Raw genomic sequence first — 17,381 nt, 5'->3', positions numbered from 1 at the left:
TGGGTGGAAAGTTGTGGGCGTACTGTCCAAAAGTGCGTCTTCATGCCAGATAGGCTACAATAAGGGTGTAGAACGAATACATATTTTCAGGAGGCTATATTCAGATGAGAGATTCATTTGTTTTTGACTTGGTCGACAAACATCGTGGAAGATTGCTACAGTTGGTAGAGGGTTGCCCCGTAGAGAAACGCAATGTCGTGCCTGCTGGCTTTAATAATAGTGTGCACTGGCAAATTGGACATGTGCTAACGGTCACGGAGCGTGTCATATTCGGCTTTGCAGAGCAACCGACGGCAGTTCCAGCAAGTTACATGGGCTTTTTCGGAAGCGGGACAAAACCCGCAGATTGGCAAGAGGAGCCGCCAGCGTGGGATGATCTCGTTGCACAATTGAAGGATCAGGCTGTACGGATACGCGAGACTTTCAAGGATACACTAGGATCGACGGTGAAAGAGAACTTTTTCAAAGCGGAGACAGTGGAAGAATTGATCGTTTCTAGTATGCTGCATGAGGTCAATCATGGCGGTGTGGTTGCGTCATTGCTGAAAGTGTTGAAATAGCGGGGAAATGTATAGTGGAGGGCTCTTCAGAGGATGAACTTTGGAGGGCTTTTTTTGTTGATGATGTTAAGGTGGAGACCACAGGAGTGCAGCAAGTCGAAAAAATCGAATTGCAGGAAAGGGATTAGAGGTCTACGGGTGTAATAAGTCGAAAAAATCGACTAAGTCGTCCGACCCAGAATCAATCCGAATGGGGATAACCGGAAAATCCGATTAACTCGTCCGACTCAGAGTCAATCCGGCAGGAGATAGTCGGAAAATCCGAGTAACTTGTCTGACTCAGAGTCAATCCACGAGGAGATAGTCGGAAAATCCGAGTAAGTCGTCCGACCCAGGGTCAATCCGGTAGGAGATAGTCGGAAAATCCGACTATCTAGTCCGATATAGAGTTAATCCGGTAGGAGATAATCGGAAAATCCGAGTAACTTGTCTGACTCAGAGTCAATCCGCGAGGAGATAACCGGAAAATCCGACTAACTAGTCCGACCCAGAGTCAATCCGGGTGGAGATAACCGGAAGATCCGACTAACTCGTCCGATACAGAGTCAATCCAGTAGGAGATAGCCGGAAAATCCGACTATCTACTCCGACCCAGAGGCCTCGTGTTTTTGCAAGTCGATTCATCGACCTACTTTGTAGAGTTACTACCCCGCCTGCCGCCCAGCCCCCCTCACTACAGAGAGCCTGTACCACAGGAGCATCCCAAGTGAGCAACATCCCACAAGGATGAGGATCCCATATACATGTTTGTACGAGTGAAGAAGCGTGGTGTTTTTCTGAATCTCAAGCAAGATCCCGCAGATGGCTACCGACATCGAGCCCCCAAAAAACTGGATCAGCTGCATCAAACCCATGCCAGAGCCGATTAATTCCCTTGGGAGGATGCGTGAGGTTTCATTGTTCAACGAAGCAATAGTTGCCGAGAAAGCGGGTGAGAAACACAGATAGCCGATCATGATGACGAGCGGTGAAGCTCCCAGTACAGTCGAGAATGCGACCATTACTAGTGCCAGAATCACATGTCCGATCAGCAAAAACCGCAGATTGCCAAAGCGATCAATAAAGCGGCCGACGAAGCGAGTTAGGAAGGCCGACAGGATAGCTCCAGGAGCAATGGTTAAGCCAATGGTCATGGCCGATTTATCGAAGATTTTCGCCAATACCAGCGGCATTAGAAATAAATTACCCAGGTTCAAGACCAAGATACAGAAACCGATCACGGCAAGTTTGCGAAAAGCCGGACTTGCCAGCAAGGCTGGGTTGATGAATGTGTTACTTTTTCGCTTTAGGTGCCAGATATGCAAGCCAAGCGAGATCACACTGACGGTGAGCCAAACAACCGACAGCTGCGTGACAGCTAGCAGCAGGGTCGCAGCATTTACGACCGTGAAGACAGCGCCCAGCATATCGAATCGAAACGGCATCGGCTGCTCCTTAGGCAGCAAACGCAAGAGAATAGGGAGAATCACCAAGACGAGACACGTAATGGCGAACAACCCGTTCCAGCCAAAATATTCACTGATCAAGCCGCCAACGATCGGGCCGAGCCCGAAAGCCATGGCGCTTCCTGCGGAAATCATCGCAATCGCTGAGCCGCGGCGCTCAATTGGTATGTACCGACTGGCGAGTACCAGCCCCAGCCCAGCCATCACCCCTGCACCTGCGGATTGTAGAATACGTGCTAGCAGCAAGGTATGGAATTCGTGGGCGAACAATCCGAAAACAGAGGAAAGACCAAGCACAATAAGCCCCACAGTGAGGAGCTTACGAATAGGAACAACATCGGATAGTCTGCTGTATATAACGGTAGATAGGGCATAACCAATGGAATAACTGGAGATGACCCAGGATCCGAGGTCCGCGGTAATGTTAAGATCTTGGATAATACTAGGCAGCGATACATTAAACATTGTCGTATTCATGACAACAATGAATAAGCCAATCGTCCAAACGGGCATTACAATTTTATCGTTCATGTAGGACCATCCTGTCTGACGTGAGTTGTAAATAGAATTCCTTTATTATAAACCTATAAAGTATAATATCCAAAGGCGCATCAATAGCGATGTTCATCCGTTCCTATTTTGTAACAATTCAGTAGGAGATCATATCTCTTTTGTTATATAATAAAAAAGACCGTACGGTTCGGTTTTTTATTCTGTGAAACCACTCCTAAAGAAAGGTTGAAAACATGAGCACAAGTCATAAAGCATACCTACTCATGGTGTCAGTAGCAGCCTTATTCATCATCTACGTGCTGTACGCCAACTTTGTCCATGATCCACAAGCAACCGCCTTTCTGAGCCATAAAGTGGACCTGAAACATCCAGTAAATAGGCCGGTCTGGTTAAAAGTGATGAATGTACACATCATTTTCGCTTGTATGGCTATGATTTCGGGAGCCGTTAATTTCGCATCCTTTGTCCTACGGAAGCATCGCAAATTCCATCGTCTGAATGGCTATTTATATGTCCTGTCCGTCGTAATCGTGGACCTTACTTCCGGCTTCATGGCGCCATATGCGACAGGGGGAAAGGCGACCAGCATGGGTTTTGATCTGTTGAATATCGTATGGCTGGCGATGACGATCACGGCAATCGTCAAAATTAAGAAAAAACAAATGAACCAACATCGCAAATGGATGACAAGGAGCTATGCTTTCGTATTTACCAATCTCATGATTCATGCCATTAGTTCACTACTTCATAACGGTTTCGGCCTCACTTATACGACCAGTTATACGATAGCCGTGTACGGGGCGATCGTGTGTCTAGCGGCAGCGGCGGAACTCGTCATTCGAACTGCTTTTCGTAAACCAAGCACGATCATCTGAAGGAGGCACTCTCATGCATGTTCAAGTTGTATTATTTGATGGGTTCGATCTGATGGATGCGTTAGCCCCCTATGAAGTATTCGCAGCTGCAGGGATGTACGCTGGAGGAGCCATCACGGTGGAATTGGTGTCGGCAGAGGGGAAACGCTCGGTACCGAGCGGCATGAATGGGCCTGCAATCGAAGCGCAAGCTGCCCTAGACCCTCATCGAGCGGGCATTATCCTTGTCCCAGGAGGTTCAGGAAAGCCAGAAGGAGATGACGAAGATGCAGTCCCCAATATTTTACGGCTGGCTATGGAAACGGATTTGACGAGATTGATGAAACAGGCTTTTGACAATCATGATGTGACTGTAGCGACAGTATGCGGGGGCTCGTTGGTGCTTGCTATGGGAGGGCTTTTGGAGGATCGGCATGCGGTGACGAATCATTTGGGGATGGCAGCGCTAGGTGCCACAGGGGCCATCCCGATCGCGGCTAGAGTCGTAGAAGACGGGCCTCGATTGGTAAGTGGCGGAGGCGTAACGTCAGGACTTGATGTGGCCTTGTACTTAGTTGAGCGAGAGTTAGGCCCCCAAATTGCTTCGGCTGTTGAGAAATTATTCGAGTACGAGCGTAGAGGTACGGTGTGGCGAGCACAAGGTATCGTGCCGATCAATTTTGCTGCAAGTTTGGATGACACTACAGACGAAATGCCGACATCGGCTAAAGGCCCAGTAGTTGATAACCATGCGGCAACCAGCAGGGGAATCGCAGGCAACTGGCAAACGGCTATATCCACACCTATTGGCAAAATGTCAGTGAAACTCCACATCTCCTCGAAGGACGGAGTTATACAGGGGACAGCCACACAAGGCGACGAGGTCGTCGAATTCCTCAATCCTACTTGGAATGGCAGTCAATTGACGTGGACGCAGCGTGTGAAGAAGCCGATGAGGTTGAATTTGAAGTTCGAAGTAACTGTGCAGGGAGATGTCATGAGCGGAACAGCTAAAGCAGGCATGCTTCCTGCCTCGAAGGTTGCGGGTAGTCGAATCAACTGAATACACATGGAAAAACGGCTGTTACTGAGCTTTGTAGCTCAGGAGCAGCCGTTCAATATTTTGCATGGCATAAGCGACATGACGGTTATCTCGCATCAGCCTGCCGGCCATAATGCCGCCTTCAATTGTCGAAAAGATAAAGGAAGCGACCGACTCCAGCTCCATCTCCGGTTGAAATTCCCCGGTACGCAACCCCTCCGCTAGTAAAGATTGAATAAATCCTAACATCTGGGAGTAAGCTCCCACAGCATGATCGCGAAGAACGGGAAATGAATGGTCGCTCTCGACCGCTGTATTCAAGAAAGGACATCCCCCTTGCAGGGGAGGATTATGAACGGTGTCACGATACACATCGCACATAGCTATGATTTTGCCGGTAGCGGTGTCTTGTGTTTCGATTGCGGCTGAGAAATGCTGCCATAGTACTTGTCCCGCGTATTGGAAAGCTTCAATAGCAATATCGTCCTTGCTGGCGAAACTGCGATAGATAGCGCCTTTCGTTAAACCCGTCACGTCCATAATGTCTTGCATCGTTGTGCCGGTGTATCCTTTTTCGTTAAATAGAACAGCCGATTTCTCAATGATTCGGAGCCTCGTTTGTTCGCCTTTGCGCATAGGTGAATTCCTCTCTTGCGAAACTTACATGATTACTACGATTATAACACAACGTAACTTAGGCTATATCAATTTAAGGATTCATGGGCAAAAGCAAATTGACAGGCTGGAAAATCAGAAGTATCATTTAATTATATATTTAGGCAAACATCTAAATAAATAAGGAGGGGCAAACATTGAATGAGGCATTTAAAGCTCTATCCGATCCAACACGACGGGAAATTTTACAGCTGCTACGCGAAAAAAGCATGAATGCTGGCGATATTGCCGATCATTTTCATATTAGCAAGCCGAGCATTTCGCATCATTTAAACCTGCTGAAGCAAGCGGGGCTTGTACTTGATGAACGTCAGGGACAACATATCATGTATACGCTGCACACCACGGTTGTCGAAGATGTCATCGGATGGATGTTTAACATACTTAATAAAAAAGATCAGGAGGAACCGTCATGAAGAAATGGAAAGAAATTTCCTTGCTTGTTATTAGTCTTTCACCTGTCATAGGAGCTCTGCTGCTGTATAACCGTCTTCCGGACACAATGGCCTCTCATTTTGGCGTGAATAATGAAGTGAACGGCACGATGAGCAAAAATATGTCGCTACTGATGCTGTTCCTGCTTGGTCTACTGCCGCCATTCCTGCGCATTATCCGTTCGATTGATCCGAAGAAAGCGAATTTTGAGAAATTCCCGCAAGCCTTTGAAGTGACAAGGTTCGGGGTTACCATTCTGTTAGCTGTGGTAGGTTGGGGAATTATTATTTTTAACTTGGGCTATGACTTGGATTTCAAAAAAATGACAATGATCTTGCTAGGCGCTCTATTTGCCGTGATGGGGAACTTCTTAACACAGGTCAAATCGAACTATACGTTTGGCATACGGACACCATGGACGCTCGCCAATGAAGAAGTCTGGCGCAAAACACATCGCTTGGGCGGACCCTTAATGATGATCGGCGGGATCATTGCCTTTATTGCTGCATTCCTGACGAGCACAGCAGCGATTGTTGTCTTCATCGCAGCTATTGCGCTCAGTTCCTTCATTCCTGTCGTGTATTCGTATATCTTATTTAGCCGAATTTCCAAATAAATAACAGATATGGAGGCTGCCAGCTAATTGCTGCGCAGTCTTTTTCAATTAACCCCGTTAACCTTCAAGCTGGTTGGATCACCTTTTAGCGCATATTTGCGATTCAGTAGAAAGCCGAATAGGGAAGCCAGTGACTGCTGAAACAACATGCCGAGCACGACCGGAATCGCCACGGGTGGCGGGAAATAAGCGACAGCGAGCACCGCGCCTGCACTAATATTGCGCATGCCGCTGTTAAAAGTAAGGGCAACCACGACGTCTTGTTCCCACCGGAACAGCTTGGCGACGAGCCAGCCGATCATGTAGCCCAGCGAGGCAACGACGAGCACGAAGCCTGCCAATCCGAGCAGCTTAGCGCTGAAATCTCGCAAGTAGGGAGCGATGACAGAGCTATTGATCGCGACGACGACGCCCATGGCGATTTTCGAAAAAGGGCCCAGACGCCCACTCCACTGCTCCTTAATTCGCCCGCGTGTCCATTGATTGAGCAGCATGCCGATAAGTGAAGGCACGACGATCATGAAGAACAGACCTTTCATCATCGCGAAGGTATCGAGCTGCACTTTGGTGCCCACTAAAACAGATAGCGTATACGGGACGACAAAGGGGGAGAGGATCGTATCCATCAGGATGATCGATAACGTCAGCACAATATTGCCCCTGTAAATCGCCACCCAGACGAAGCTGGTTATCCCCGTAGGAATGGCTGCTGCTAGAATGAGTCCGGTAATCGTCAACGGTTCATGTCCATAGACGGTATGCCCGAGACCAAGCGCGATCAAAGGCATCCCAACATGGAGAATCAGAAGTGTCGTGATGAGCGGCAGAGGTTGAACGACGACTTTAACGAACTCTCGGAAGCTGGAGGAAATACTCCCCGAGAAGGTCATGAATGCGAACAACCAAGGAGATAAATAGGTGAAGACGGATAAATGGCTCCCGAGTAGGACGCCAATAAGGACACTGATGGGTGTAATGAGCGGCAAAATCTTTTCTAATCGACGATTCAATTGGGAAAGCATCTAGGTGACATCCTTTCGTGACTAGCTGGTATGAGGGAGCGCTATTTGACTTGACCGATGGAAAGACTGACTTTGTAATTGCCAAAGTGCAGAAGTTCATCAAGGAGCGTGTTGAGCTCCAATGGTGTTCGGACGCGTACCCGCATCCAGTAACAGCCTTCACCGCTGACACGATGTGTCTCAACCACACTTTCCTGATCTTGCATATAGGTAAGGAACGCCTGATGGGCTGTATTTGATTTCATAAAAACAATGATAAAAGCATGGACAACTTGCCCGATTTTCTCGGGGTTCCAGTTCACGGTATAGCCCGTGATAACGCCGAGATCCTGAAGTTTGCGAACACGAGCACCGACGGCTTGTCCGGTCAAATGAACGTGCTGGCCAATAGCCTTGTGCGACTGCGTGGCATCCTGCAGCAAATGGTGCAAGATACGTAAATCAATCTCGTCGATGGCGGAGTTGCTTAGCATTGTGTAAATTCCTTTCACAATGAAATGAAAAGCTGACTTTTCCTTTCAACGTAGGGTATGGGAGTCATGGCTTCTATTTTATAATTGTAGCAGAACCATAAATAGAAGATAAGAGGTGTTCGAACATGAAGCTTCAATTACTTCGTCACGCCACGCTTTGGCTGGAATATGCAGGTATTCAATTCCTGATCGATCCCATGTTTAGTGAAGAAGGTGTCAATCCACCGATTGTGAATACAGCGAATTCTCGGAGGAATCCACTTGTTTCACTGCCATTCCCGCTGGATGAACTGCGTGAGCCTGATGCTATTATTGTGACTCATCTGCATGGCGATCATTGGGACGCGGCTGCCGCAGAAAAACTATCGAAGTCAACGCCGATTCTATGCCAGCCTGGGGATGAAGGGACGTTTACGGCTGCGGGGTTTAGTTCCGTAACAGCTGTTCAAGAGACACTTACCTTGCAGGGAGTAACCTTAGTCCGAACAGGCGGACAGCATGGGACAGGTGAGATTGGCAAGCTAATGGGGCAGGTGTCAGGATTTGTTTTCCAAGCAGCAACCGAGCCGACCCTGTATATCGCGGGAGATACGATTTGGTGTGAGGACGTGCAGCAAGCGTTGGAAGCCCATCAACCAGATTGGACGGTGGTCAATGCTGGCGGAGCGCAATTCGTCATGGGTGATCCCATTACAATGAATGCGAACGATGTCGTGAGCTTATGTCGCTACGCGCCATTCTCCAAAGTCGTTGCTGTGCATATGGATGCGATCAACCATTGTCACGTAACGCGTGAGGATTTGCGGAACAGAGTGACTGCAGAGGGGTTGGAGGAGCAGGTCGCCATTCCGGAGGATGGGGAGTGGGTGTGAACTTGGATTGATGGATGACCTCCTTATCCCACGTCTCATCGAATAGATGGATTACTCAACCAAGTTCCATTGGATATATCCAGTAGAAATCTGATTTTGCAGCGGTGAAAGTGACTTTGATTGGATAAATCCACTGCAAGGTCCATTTTTCCAGCAAAAATGACCCAATTGAGGGGTAATGAGTGGAAATGTCCATTGGAAGTGATCATTCATCGATAAATCAACTGAATACACTGGATAAATCCAATTAAACTAATCGCAGGAGAAGGTTAAGGGGCTTAACTATGTTGTCCTATTCAAATGAAGTAAAAAGAGGGTGCCCCTCGCCATTTACTTGGCTGTGACACCCTCTTTGGAAACCTAGAACATTATTTACCTAGTAAAATTTTCGTGTACGGCGAATCAATCGGCAGCATGATGACCGGCTCTCCTTGGAAGGAAACCAGGTAGCTGTCCAACGTACGATAGAAATTATAGAAAACCGGGTCCTTCCCATAGGCAGTGTTGTAAATTTGAGCGGCTTCCTGCTCGCCTTCGGCCACGATTTTCTTCGCATCGGCCTGAGCTTGCGCGATCAACTCACTCGCTTGTCTGTCCGCTTTGGAGGTGATTTTCTTCGACTCTTCATCGCCCTCGGACAAGTATTTCGCCGCAATGGACTGGCGGTCCGAAATCATCCTTTTGTACACGCTTTGCTTGTTAGAATCGGGCAGATCCGTGCGTTTGATGCGCACATCCACGATTTGAATGCCGTAGTTATCGCGCGCCATCAACTCCGAAACTTCCTTCGTAATCTCATCGTTTAGGTTACCCCGCTGGGTATTCTCGCTGATGATATCGCTGTAATTAATCTCCGATAATTTCCGTCTCACGGTGTTATACACCGCTGCATCAATCCGCTCTTCCCCGCCTGTGATCGACTGAATCGTGCGCAGGAACTGCTGGGCATCATCAATCCGCCACACCGTATAGTTATCAACCTCGATCGGCTTCTTATCTTTGGTCAAGATGGAAGTCGGCTTGCTATCATACACCATCTGATATTTAGGCAGCGTGCGGACCGATTCAATGAATGGGATTTTAAAATGAATACCAGGCTCGGTTTGGATCCGAACGGCTTCTCCAAATTTGAGAACGACACGGTATTGCCCTTCTTTGACAATAAAAATCGAGATCAGGAAGAAGAACACGATAACGACACCAACGATGGATCGAAAAAGCCATTTGCGTTGCATGCTCATTTCGCAGCTCCTCCTTGTGCCGTGCCTGCAGCAGCCGTAGTAGGCGTGCGCAGCAGCTCGTTAATAGGTAAATATTTGACCGTTTCACCGGTGCTGTCACTAATGAAAATTTTCGCATTCGGTAATATTTTCTCCAGCGTCTCGATGACAAGCCTGCTCTCTGTTACTGATTTATTATTCACGTACTCGGCATAGATCGCATTGAACTTCGCGACATCCCCTTGGGCATTCAAAATCCGGGAGTTTTTCTGAGCCTGAGCATTCTCCAGAAGGGCTTGCGCGTTGCCTCGCTCTCTAGGAAGAATATCGTTCTCATATTTCGTTGCCACGTTAATCTTTGTATTTTTTTCCTCACGAGCGTTGGTGACATCCTTAAAAGCATTCTGCACATCACCCGCAGGAGGTTCAATGTCTTGGAACTTCAAATCGACAATATGAATGCCTGTTTGATATTTGGTCTGCATCTCGATCAGGCGCTCTTTGACCTTGCCTTGGACTTCGGTTTTTCCTTCTGTGATGGCGAAATCGAGTGCGGTTGAACCAATAACGGAGCGGATCGCGGCGCTTGCTGAGTTACGCAGGAACTGTTCTGCATTATCAATATTGTAGAGGTAATTCCGCATGTCGCTAATATTCCATTCCACTACCGCATCGGCTGATAAAATATTTTCATCCCCGGTAATCATCATCGCTTCTTCGTCGACGGGGGTGATTTTACCACCGGCTTCTCGGAAGCCGATTTGGATGCGCTGGGTCTTTTTGGCCGGCAGCACAATCACCTGCTGAATTGGAAAGGGCAGCTTAAAGTGAAGCCCGGCTTCCTTTTCGCCACTATAGGACCCTAAGGTCAGAATGGCTGCTTTCTCATGCTCTTGCACGGTATAGAAAGTGGATGAACCGAAAATGAGGACGAGAACAATGATCAAGCCAGCGATGATTTTGGTTGCCAGTCCTGGAGGGAGCGAGGCGGGTCTTCGTCGATCTGGTTCTGGCAGTACAAATGGTTCCAATACAAACACCCCTTCGTTTATAAAATTAGATTGATATGGTATACGGAAGACTTTGGTAAAAGTTTCAGGACAGGCAAGCTCGGAAAATTTATATTTCCAACAGCTGGATGTCGTGCTATGATATTTATCAATTGCATACAAATGAATCCCTAGGGGCGCCGTGAGGCTGAGACAGTGTAATCTGAACCCTTTGAACCTGATCTGGTTTATGCCAGCGGAGGAAAGTGGAACGAGCTTTGGAGCCGATTTTTTAGCGTATGTATGATGCGGCAGCCTACAACCACTTTCCTGAGGAAAGTGGTTTTTTTGTGTTATACGGGAACTGTGATGTTGATGGAAAGGAGCGGGCTTCAATGGGAAGGAAAGAACTTCATGTCATATCCAATGGAAAGCTTTCGTGGTCCGAATTGGCGAAGGCAGCGGCGCAGATCCATCCACATGTTACAGCGATTCATATTCGAGAAAAAGCGAAGTCCTTAGACGAGGTTTTCATTGGTGTGCAGTACTTAATCGAGCGCGGGGTTCCTGCTCAAAGTCTATACATTAATGGCTTTCCTTCTATTGCGCTAGGTTTACAGACAGGGGGACTACACCTGCCAGGAACGGCGCCCTCGCTTGTGATTCAAGATGAGCTGTGCCAAGGGATTGGGCGTATCGGCGTCTCTGTTCATCATGGGGATGAGGCGAAATCACGTGAAAAAGAAGGAGCCCATTATGTGATGTTCGGGCATATCTTTACAACCGACTCCAAACTCGGAGTGCAGCCTAGAGGCTTGGAGCCATTACGACAATTAGTTCATCGGGTTAACATCCCTGTTATTGCGATTGGTGGCATGACGCCCGGGCGGGTAAGGTCTGTGCTGGATACAGGAGCAGCTGGAATCGCTGTAATGAGCGGAATTTGGGAAGCTCAAGACCCGCTAAGAGCGGTAAAAGCCTATCAAGACGAGCTTCAACATATAGAGGTGAGCTAATTGAAAGCAAGGAAATCAGAGGTCATCATCGTCGGTGGCGGTGTTATCGGTGCATCGATCGCGTATTACTTGGCTAAAAAAGGGCAATCCGTCACGCTGCTAGAGCGCGGCCAGCTTGGCCTGGAAGCTTCGGCAGCCGCGGCCGGCATGCTCGGCGCGCAGTCCGAGATGGAGGACACGGGCGCTCTGTTCCAGTGGGCGCGCCAAAGCCGTGCCATGTTCCCCCAACTGAGCGGGGAACTGCGAGAACTCACGGGCATCGATATTGGTCTCGTCCGTGAAGGGCTTCTGAACATCGCGCTCAGCGACGTTCAAGAGAGGGAGCTGCGCGCGCGGGAGAAGCTGCAGCGCGCGGCGGGTGAACAGGCCCAGTGGCTCAGCGCCGCTGAGGCTATGGCCATAGAGCCCGCGCTGAGCGAGGCAACGCGCGGAGCCCTGTACCTGCCCGAAGATGGGCAGGTGGATGCGCCCTTGCTGGCTGCGGCGTTCGCGCAGGCGGCGCAGGTGCTGGGGGCGAAGATGCAACCCTTCGCCGGGGTGCAAGGGCTGCTGACCGCGCAGGAGCGCGTCATCGGCGTGTTGACAGCCGCCGGGCCGCTCTACAGCAACCACGTCGTCGTTGCCGCAGGCACGTGGAGCGGTCAGCTGCTTGGTAGCATCGGCGTTGATCTGCCGATGTATCCTGTAAAAGGCGAGTGCTTCTCCGTCAGGACGCCGAAGCCAGTGTTGAAGAAGACCCTGTTTACACCAGGGTGCTACATTGTTCCGAAAGCCGGCGGACGGCTGGTCGTCGGCGCTACGGTCGTGCCGAACAGCTACGACCGCAAGGTGTCGCTCTCGGGCTTAGCCGAGCTGATGGATCGCGCGAGGGGGTTAATGCCCGCGCTCGGTGATGCCGAGTGGGAGAAGGCTTGGTCGGGTCTGCGTCCGCAGACGGCAGACGGGCTGCCCTACATCGGCAAGGTGCCGATGGTGGAGGGGTTGTATGTTGCTTGCGGGCATTACCGCAACGGGATTTTGCTGAGCCCCATTACCGGGAAGGTGATGGCGGATTGGATTTTGAGTGGCGAGGTAAGTTCGTTTGCGGGTATGGGAGCTGGTGTAGAAACAGGTGTAAGTGCAGGGAGTGGTGCGGGCGGGGGACATGAGACTGTGGCAGTGAGAGGATTAGGGCTAGTGCCAGGAGCAGGACCAGTGCCAGCACCAGTGTCAGCGTCAGGACTATCGAGCGAGCCACGAGCCATGGATATGGATGTGTACCAGCAAATTGAATTTGAGGTTGGTGAATGTGCTTTACAGTCTTTAGCCCCATGGATGGAGGCGTTCAGTCCTGATCTTTCACCAGAGAGTAAGCGTGTTGCGCCCCCCAGCCTCTGAAGTATGTTCAAGCACAGGAAAGGAAGCGATGAGTGTTGAAATTGCACATTAACGGCGAGCAAGTAGACGTACCCGAAACAATTCGGACCGTTGAAGAGCTGCTCGCACATTTCGATCTAAGCGACAAAATGCTCGTGGTCGAGCATAACGCAGCCATTTTACATAAAGAGAATCACGCAGGGGCTAAGCTTGCGGAAGGGCATCAAATCGAGATCGTACATTTTGTTGGAGGAGGATAATCACATGTTAAAAATCGGTCCTTATGAGTTTCGTTCACGCTTGCTGCTAGGTACGGGGAAATTTCCGAATTTCCAGATTCAAAAACAAGCGGTAGATATCAGTGAATCACAAATTTTGACGTTTGCGGTGCGAAGGATGAACATTTTTGAAGCGAGTCAGCCGAATTTCTTATCGATGCTGGATGTATCGAAATTCACTTTACTGCCGAACACAGCTGGTGCCAAAACAGCCGAAGAAGCTGTTCGTATCGCGCGGTTAGCGAAAGCCTCTGGGTTATGCGATATGATCAAAGTCGAAGTTATAGGCGATGAAATGACCCTGCTGCCAGATCCAGTGGAAACGTTGAAAGCCTCTGAAATGCTGCTGGAGGAAGGTTTTATCGTACTTCCGTACACGTCGGATGATGTCTTATTGGCCAAACGTTTGCAAGCCTTGGGCGTCCATGCTATTATGCCAGGCGCATCACCGATTGGCACAGGTCAAGGGATTATTAATCCGCTGAACCTGAGCTTCATCATCGAGCAAGCAACCGTTCCGGTTATCGTAGATGCGGGAATCGGTGCACCATCGGATGCAGCGTTGGCTATGGAAATGGGAGCAGACGGCGTGCTGCTTAACACAGCAGTATCAGGCGCGAAGGATCCTGTCAAAATGGCTTATGCCATGAAACTCGCGATTGAAGCGGGACGCGCTGGCTTTGAGGCGGGTCGCATACCGAAAAAGAGATATGCTTCGGCGAGCAGTCCGATGGAGGGCTTGAGTCGGGTGTAAGTGGAGTGTTAGTGGGTAGGGTCAAGGGTTGGCCCATGACCCTACCCACATAACTATTAGATTCTATGTGTAATCTCTACAATTTGCACCATTGGTGCAAATAGCACAAACGGAACACACATCGCAATAGCTACACATTCAGCACGACCGTACAATCTGCGAATCACTCTGGCAACAACGTAACCTTCGAACTAATCTACTTGTGACACCCAAATCTCCTTATGAACATAATGAAACCTGCAAAACTGCAGGTTTTATTAGCGAATTAGCCCCTCCATAGAAGAATACCTGCGAATATGCAGGCTTTTTCTAAGAAATCAGCTTAATTAGATGAATTATGCAGAATGACCTGCATATTCGCAGGCTTTTCCTATTTTAGTGTGAATGAGGGGTAAAAGGATGCACTTTTGCAGTTTTTTTATACGTCGGCGATTCTGCACGAGAAGTCTAACCTCGAATAACACAATTTCAAACTAGAATGAACAGTACCAACTTTAACTAGCATGTATTGTTCAGTTCCAAGCTAGAGCGTATTGTACCAATTCAATCTCGAGTTTTAGCTCAAATCATAAATTAAAAACATTACAAATCAAATTTCTTAATAAAACTCAGAAAGGGGGAGCAACGTGGCGATCTATAAGGCATTAACAATAGCAGGTTCAGATAGTGGCGGTGGTGCGGGAATTCAAGCGGATCTGAAAACTTTCCAGGAGTTAGGCGTGTATGGCATGTCTGTCATTACGGCCGTTACCGCGCAGAATACGTTAGGGGTGCAAGGTGTTTACCCGATGAGCACGGAAGCGATCGAACGGCAGTTGGCTTCGATAGGCGAAGACTTGCGGCCGGATGCGTTGAAGACAGGAATGCTTTTTAGCGGAGATATCATTCGTATTGTGGCTGCAGCCATTGACAAGTATGGATGGAAGCAGATCGTGGTGGACCCAGTGATGATTGCTAAAGGCGGTGCTTCGCTTCTACAGCAGGAGGCGATCGATGCGATGATTCATAAGTTGCTTCCGCTGGCTGATGTGGTCACACCGAATATCCCGGAAGCTGAGGCGATAAGTGGTATACGAATTACAGATTTGGCGTCTCGCCAGCAAGCGGCGAAGCGTATCTATGAATTCGGCTGCAAGCATGTGTTGATCAAAGGCGGTCATGATGCCGATTCAGAACAGGCGACGGACTTATTATATGACGGATTTTCGTTTAAGGAATTTACGTCTCGGAGGTTAGTTACGCAACATACGCATGGAACGGGGTGCACGTTTGCGGCGGCTTTAACTTCGGGATTAGCGCAAGGACGTCCAATTACAGCTTCGCTTCAATTGGCCAAAAGCTTTATCCACGCTGCGATCTCGGAGCCTTTGCATATCGGAAGTGGGCATGGGCCTACGAATCATTGGGCGTATCAACAAGGTGTTCGAGCTGCTCAAAAAGACGAAGCAACACGAGGTGTGCGATGAGCCTAGCGATGAATCAGGAAGAGCTGCGTAAAGCGCTGCGTCTATATCTGGTGATGGGCAGCCCCAATTGCAGCGGGGCAGATCCGTACGACGTGCTGGAAGCCGCTATCGACGGCGGCATTACGATGTTTCAGCTGCGCGAGAAAGGCCCCGGCGCCCTGCAGGGGCCAGCGCTGCTCGCGCTGGGCGCGCGGCTGCGCCGGCTTTGCGCGCAGCGCGCGATCCCGTTCATCGTCAACGATGATGAACGGCTGGCTCTAGAGCTTGAGGCCGATGGCATCCACATCGGCCAAGAGGATGCGCCAGCCGCCGCTGTGCGGAAGCGGCTGCCGAACATGATCGTGGGCGTGTCGGCCCACGATCTGGGCGAAGCCCAGTCGGCGCTGGCCGAAGGCGCCGACTATCTCGGCGTAGGCCCCCAGTACGCCACGCGCACGAAGCTCGATGCGCGTGAGGCTCAGGGGCCTGCCGGTATCGCGCGGATGCGCGCAGGCGGCATCCAGCTCCCGCTCGTGGGCATCGGTGGCATCGATGCTACGAATGCGAGCGCCGTCATCCGCGCAGGCGCGGACGGCGTGGCGGTGGTGAGCGCCATCGCAGGCGCTCGCGCGCCGCGCGAAGCCGCTGAGGCACTGAGCTCATTGCTCTACCTCTAACCTAGGCGTAGTGCTCACAGCTCTGCCACTAGCAAGGCCCACTGCCCATTGCTCTACCACTAGCCTGCTCGTTGCTCTGCCTTTTAAAAAAACTGGCACATCACCCGTCAAATAAAACCCGCGTACCCCGAACGCGCGTTGTGGCACCGACGCATGACGGAGGTCAAACCCTGTAGTTCGATGCCGTCGAATGCTAGACTTGTTTCCTATCTATTATTTTCCTTGCGACGTTTCTACCTTTATGGTGACAGAAACGTCGCTTTTTGCTACCATAGTAGAAAGCTTAATTTCGGTAACTCGTTAAAGCGGTGAAATGTCGCCTAGATAAAGGCTCCGTACTGGATCTTTAGGTAGCCTGAAACCGCAATTGACATAGATTCTGTTTAGGATTATGATACGGTTAAAAAGATTTGACCGTCGTTTAATTAATCTCGTTTAGAGGTTAAATGTTGACCCAAAAGCGCATATTATAAGGCTTTTTCGGTACAGAGAGGGAGGTCGGATCCAAGATGAAGCTACAGCCTGTTTATATCATTGAAGAACTAGAACAACTCAAAACGATAAGTGATCCACTTCGTGCTAGAGTACTGCTTCTTCTCATAGAGAAAGCTTATACCGGCCAACAGTTGGCAAAACTGCTAGGAATGGCGCGCGCCAAAGTGCATTATCATTTGAATGAACTTGAGCGTCATGATCTGATTTTTGTTGTTCGTACAGAGCTAAAGAATGGTATTGTGCAAAAATTTTATCGTGCCGTAGCACGTGGTTTCGTGCCTGGACAGAACTTGCTTCCTTATGTCTCGGAGGTAGAAAATTACTACCGCGAACGTACATTAAGCGTACTTGGGCATGCTAGAAACAGAGCGATTCATGCGCCCGAAGAGGCGTTTCAGATTCCATCACCCGACCGATCCCAATGGCCGATCATCATGACGCAGGTTGAAGTGAAAATGAGCAAAGCGAAATATGCCGAATGGTTAACGAAATTTCGTGCGCTGATTTATGAGCTCGATGCTGAGCAGGAAGAGAATGGGGAATGGTTCTATTTGACAACCGTTGGCTTCCAGACACATGAAGCGGCGTTTGATCCGGTCGAGCCTGCAGATCCCCGTGTACCCGCCAAAGAAGAGGAGAGATAA

19 protein-coding genes and 1 riboswitch are annotated in these 17,381 nt (G+C 49.5%); of the genes, 13 read left to right on the top strand and 6 right to left on the bottom strand.

Going from position 1 to position 17,381, the window contains the following annotated elements; all coding sequences use genetic code 11:
* Positions 1–104: 104 nt before the first annotated feature.
* The gene (locus A8709_RS29960; protein WP_065858142.1) at positions 105–560 is read left to right on the top strand and encodes a DinB family protein; all 456 of its coding nucleotides are present in this window, start codon (positions 105–107) and stop codon (positions 558–560) included.
* Positions 561–1,204: 644 nt separating this feature from the next.
* Here the strand turns inward: A8709_RS29960 and A8709_RS29955 are convergent.
* Positions 1,205–2,536, bottom strand: coding sequence for an MFS transporter (locus A8709_RS29955; protein ID WP_065858140.1), 1,332 nt, complete (start codon positions 2,534–2,536; stop codon positions 1,205–1,207).
* Between the two features lie 215 nt (positions 2,537–2,751).
* Here A8709_RS29955 and A8709_RS29950 point away from each other — a divergent pair, with 215 nt between their 5' ends.
* Together A8709_RS29950 and A8709_RS29945 are read left to right on the top strand one after the other, a co-directional pair.
* A complete protein-coding gene (locus A8709_RS29950) occupies positions 2,752–3,393 on the top strand; it encodes a DUF2306 domain-containing protein (RefSeq protein ID WP_065858139.1) in 642 nt (213 codons plus the stop codon).
* Positions 3,394–3,406: 13 nt separating this feature from the next.
* Entirely contained in the window at positions 3,407–4,435 is a 1,029-nt protein-coding gene (locus A8709_RS29945) for a DJ-1/PfpI family protein (RefSeq protein ID WP_065858136.1), read from the top strand.
* Positions 4,436–4,456: 21 nt separating this feature from the next.
* Here the strand turns inward: A8709_RS29945 and A8709_RS29940 are convergent, their stop codons facing one another.
* Positions 4,457–5,050, bottom strand: a complete 594-nt coding sequence (locus A8709_RS29940) for a TetR/AcrR family transcriptional regulator (protein WP_065858135.1) — start codon at positions 5,048–5,050, stop codon at positions 4,457–4,459.
* Positions 5,051–5,226: 176 nt separating this feature from the next.
* Between A8709_RS29940 and A8709_RS29935 the strand changes: the two genes are divergently transcribed.
* Positions 5,227–5,505 carry an autorepressor SdpR family transcription factor gene (locus tag A8709_RS29935; RefSeq protein WP_065858133.1) on the top strand — a complete coding sequence of 93 codons (279 nt, stop codon included), beginning with the start codon at positions 5,227–5,229 and terminating at the stop codon, positions 5,503–5,505.
* Positions 5,502–6,140 carry an SdpI family protein gene (locus tag A8709_RS29930; RefSeq protein WP_065858131.1) on the top strand — a complete coding sequence of 213 codons (639 nt, stop codon included), beginning with the start codon at positions 5,502–5,504 and terminating at the stop codon, positions 6,138–6,140. Before A8709_RS29935 ends, A8709_RS29930 begins: the two co-directional genes overlap by 4 nt.
* 44 nt (positions 6,141–6,184) lie before the next feature.
* Here A8709_RS29930 and A8709_RS29925 read toward each other — a convergent pair whose 3' ends face one another.
* Positions 6,185–7,162, bottom strand: a complete 978-nt coding sequence (locus A8709_RS29925; RefSeq protein ID WP_065858129.1) for a bile acid:sodium symporter family protein — start codon at positions 7,160–7,162, stop codon at positions 6,185–6,187.
* Positions 7,163–7,203: 41 nt separating this feature from the next.
* Positions 7,204–7,635: an Lrp/AsnC family transcriptional regulator gene (locus tag A8709_RS29920; RefSeq protein WP_065858127.1), complete on the bottom strand. Its 432-nt coding sequence runs from the start codon at positions 7,633–7,635 to the stop codon at positions 7,204–7,206.
* A gap of 125 nt (positions 7,636–7,760) precedes the next feature.
* Here A8709_RS29920 and A8709_RS29915 point away from each other — a divergent pair, with 125 nt between their 5' ends.
* A complete protein-coding gene (locus A8709_RS29915) occupies positions 7,761–8,507 on the top strand; it encodes an MBL fold metallo-hydrolase (protein ID WP_065858125.1) in 747 nt (248 codons plus the stop codon).
* 368 nt (positions 8,508–8,875) lie between these two features.
* On the opposite strand, the gene hflC is transcribed toward A8709_RS29915, so the two are convergent.
* Both hflC and hflK read right to left on the bottom strand, forming a co-directional pair.
* The gene (hflC, locus tag A8709_RS29910; protein ID WP_244163347.1) at positions 8,876–9,748 is read right to left on the bottom strand and encodes a protease modulator HflC; all 873 of its coding nucleotides are present in this window, start codon (positions 9,746–9,748) and stop codon (positions 8,876–8,878) included.
* Entirely contained in the window at positions 9,745–10,758 is a 1,014-nt protein-coding gene (gene hflK / locus A8709_RS29905; RefSeq protein WP_084225618.1) for an FtsH protease activity modulator HflK, read from the bottom strand. Before hflK ends, hflC begins: the two co-directional genes overlap by 4 nt.
* Before the next feature lie 141 nt (positions 10,759–10,899).
* Positions 10,900–10,998, top strand: a riboswitch (TPP riboswitch).
* A 113-nt stretch (positions 10,999–11,111) separates the two neighbouring features.
* Between hflK and A8709_RS29900 the strand changes: the two genes are divergently transcribed.
* The 7 genes from A8709_RS29900 (at position 11,112) to A8709_RS29870 (ending at position 17,381) form a co-directional block, all read left to right on the top strand.
* Positions 11,112–11,732, top strand: coding sequence for a thiamine phosphate synthase (locus A8709_RS29900; protein ID WP_065858755.1), 621 nt, complete (start codon positions 11,112–11,114; stop codon positions 11,730–11,732).
* On the top strand, positions 11,733–13,109 hold the full coding sequence (thiO, locus tag A8709_RS29895; protein ID WP_065858123.1) for a glycine oxidase ThiO: 1,377 nt from the start codon (positions 11,733–11,735) through the stop codon (positions 13,107–13,109).
* Positions 13,110–13,141: 32 nt separating this feature from the next.
* Positions 13,142–13,348, top strand: coding sequence for a sulfur carrier protein ThiS (thiS, locus tag A8709_RS29890; protein WP_341833447.1), 207 nt, complete (start codon positions 13,142–13,144; stop codon positions 13,346–13,348).
* Positions 13,349–13,352: 4 nt separating this feature from the next.
* Complete coding sequence (locus A8709_RS29885; RefSeq protein WP_065858122.1) at positions 13,353–14,120, top strand: thiazole synthase; 768 nt, start codon at positions 13,353–13,355, stop codon at positions 14,118–14,120.
* A 626-nt stretch (positions 14,121–14,746) separates the two neighbouring features.
* Entirely contained in the window at positions 14,747–15,586 is an 840-nt protein-coding gene (thiD, locus tag A8709_RS29880) for a bifunctional hydroxymethylpyrimidine kinase/phosphomethylpyrimidine kinase (RefSeq protein WP_065858120.1), read from the top strand.
* Positions 15,583–16,242 (top strand): thiamine phosphate synthase, encoded by a 660-nt coding sequence (gene thiE, locus A8709_RS29875; protein WP_244163346.1) that lies wholly within the window; start codon positions 15,583–15,585, stop codon positions 16,240–16,242. Before thiD ends, thiE begins: the two co-directional genes overlap by 4 nt.
* A 509-nt stretch (positions 16,243–16,751) precedes the next feature.
* On the top strand, positions 16,752–17,381 hold the full coding sequence (locus A8709_RS29870; protein WP_065858118.1) for an ArsR/SmtB family transcription factor: 630 nt from the start codon (positions 16,752–16,754) through the stop codon (positions 17,379–17,381).

It is taken from the genome of Paenibacillus pectinilyticus (assembly GCF_001700435.1).
GTDB classification, from domain to species: Bacteria; Bacillota; Bacilli; order Paenibacillales; family NBRC-103111; genus Paenibacillus_E; species Paenibacillus_E pectinilyticus.
The sequence above is the reverse complement of the archived record's forward strand: the minus strand, read 5'-3'. Positions and strand labels throughout refer to the sequence as shown.

Excerpts from the sequence above, each read along its gene's own strand:
- A8709_RS29960 (WP_065858142.1), top strand. The coding sequence starts at position 105 with ATGAGAGATTCATTTGTTTTTGACTTGGTCGACAAACATCGTGGAAGA.
- A8709_RS29955 (WP_065858140.1), bottom strand. The coding sequence starts at position 2,536 with ATGAACGATAAAATTGTAATGCCCGTTTGGACGATTGGCTTATTCATT.
- A8709_RS29950 (WP_065858139.1), top strand. The coding sequence starts at position 2,752 with ATGAGCACAAGTCATAAAGCATACCTACTCATGGTGTCAGTAGCAGCC.
- A8709_RS29945 (WP_065858136.1), top strand. The coding sequence starts at position 3,407 with ATGCATGTTCAAGTTGTATTATTTGATGGGTTCGATCTGATGGATGCG.
- A8709_RS29940 (WP_065858135.1), bottom strand. The coding sequence starts at position 5,050 with ATGCGCAAAGGCGAACAAACGAGGCTCCGAATCATTGAGAAATCGGCT.
- A8709_RS29930 (WP_065858131.1), top strand. The coding sequence starts at position 5,502 with ATGAAGAAATGGAAAGAAATTTCCTTGCTTGTTATTAGTCTTTCACCT.
- A8709_RS29925 (WP_065858129.1), bottom strand. The coding sequence starts at position 7,162 with ATGCTTTCCCAATTGAATCGTCGATTAGAAAAGATTTTGCCGCTCATT.
- A8709_RS29920 (WP_065858127.1), bottom strand. The coding sequence starts at position 7,635 with ATGCTAAGCAACTCCGCCATCGACGAGATTGATTTACGTATCTTGCAC.
- A8709_RS29915 (WP_065858125.1), top strand. The coding sequence starts at position 7,761 with ATGAAGCTTCAATTACTTCGTCACGCCACGCTTTGGCTGGAATATGCA.
- hflC (WP_244163347.1), bottom strand. The coding sequence starts at position 9,748 with ATGAGCATGCAACGCAAATGGCTTTTTCGATCCATCGTTGGTGTCGTT.
- A8709_RS29900 (WP_065858755.1), top strand. The coding sequence starts at position 11,112 with ATGGGAAGGAAAGAACTTCATGTCATATCCAATGGAAAGCTTTCGTGG.
- A8709_RS29885 (WP_065858122.1), top strand. The coding sequence starts at position 13,353 with ATGTTAAAAATCGGTCCTTATGAGTTTCGTTCACGCTTGCTGCTAGGT.
- thiE (WP_244163346.1), top strand. The coding sequence starts at position 15,583 with ATGAGCCTAGCGATGAATCAGGAAGAGCTGCGTAAAGCGCTGCGTCTA.
- A8709_RS29870 (WP_065858118.1), top strand. The coding sequence starts at position 16,752 with ATGAAGCTACAGCCTGTTTATATCATTGAAGAACTAGAACAACTCAAA.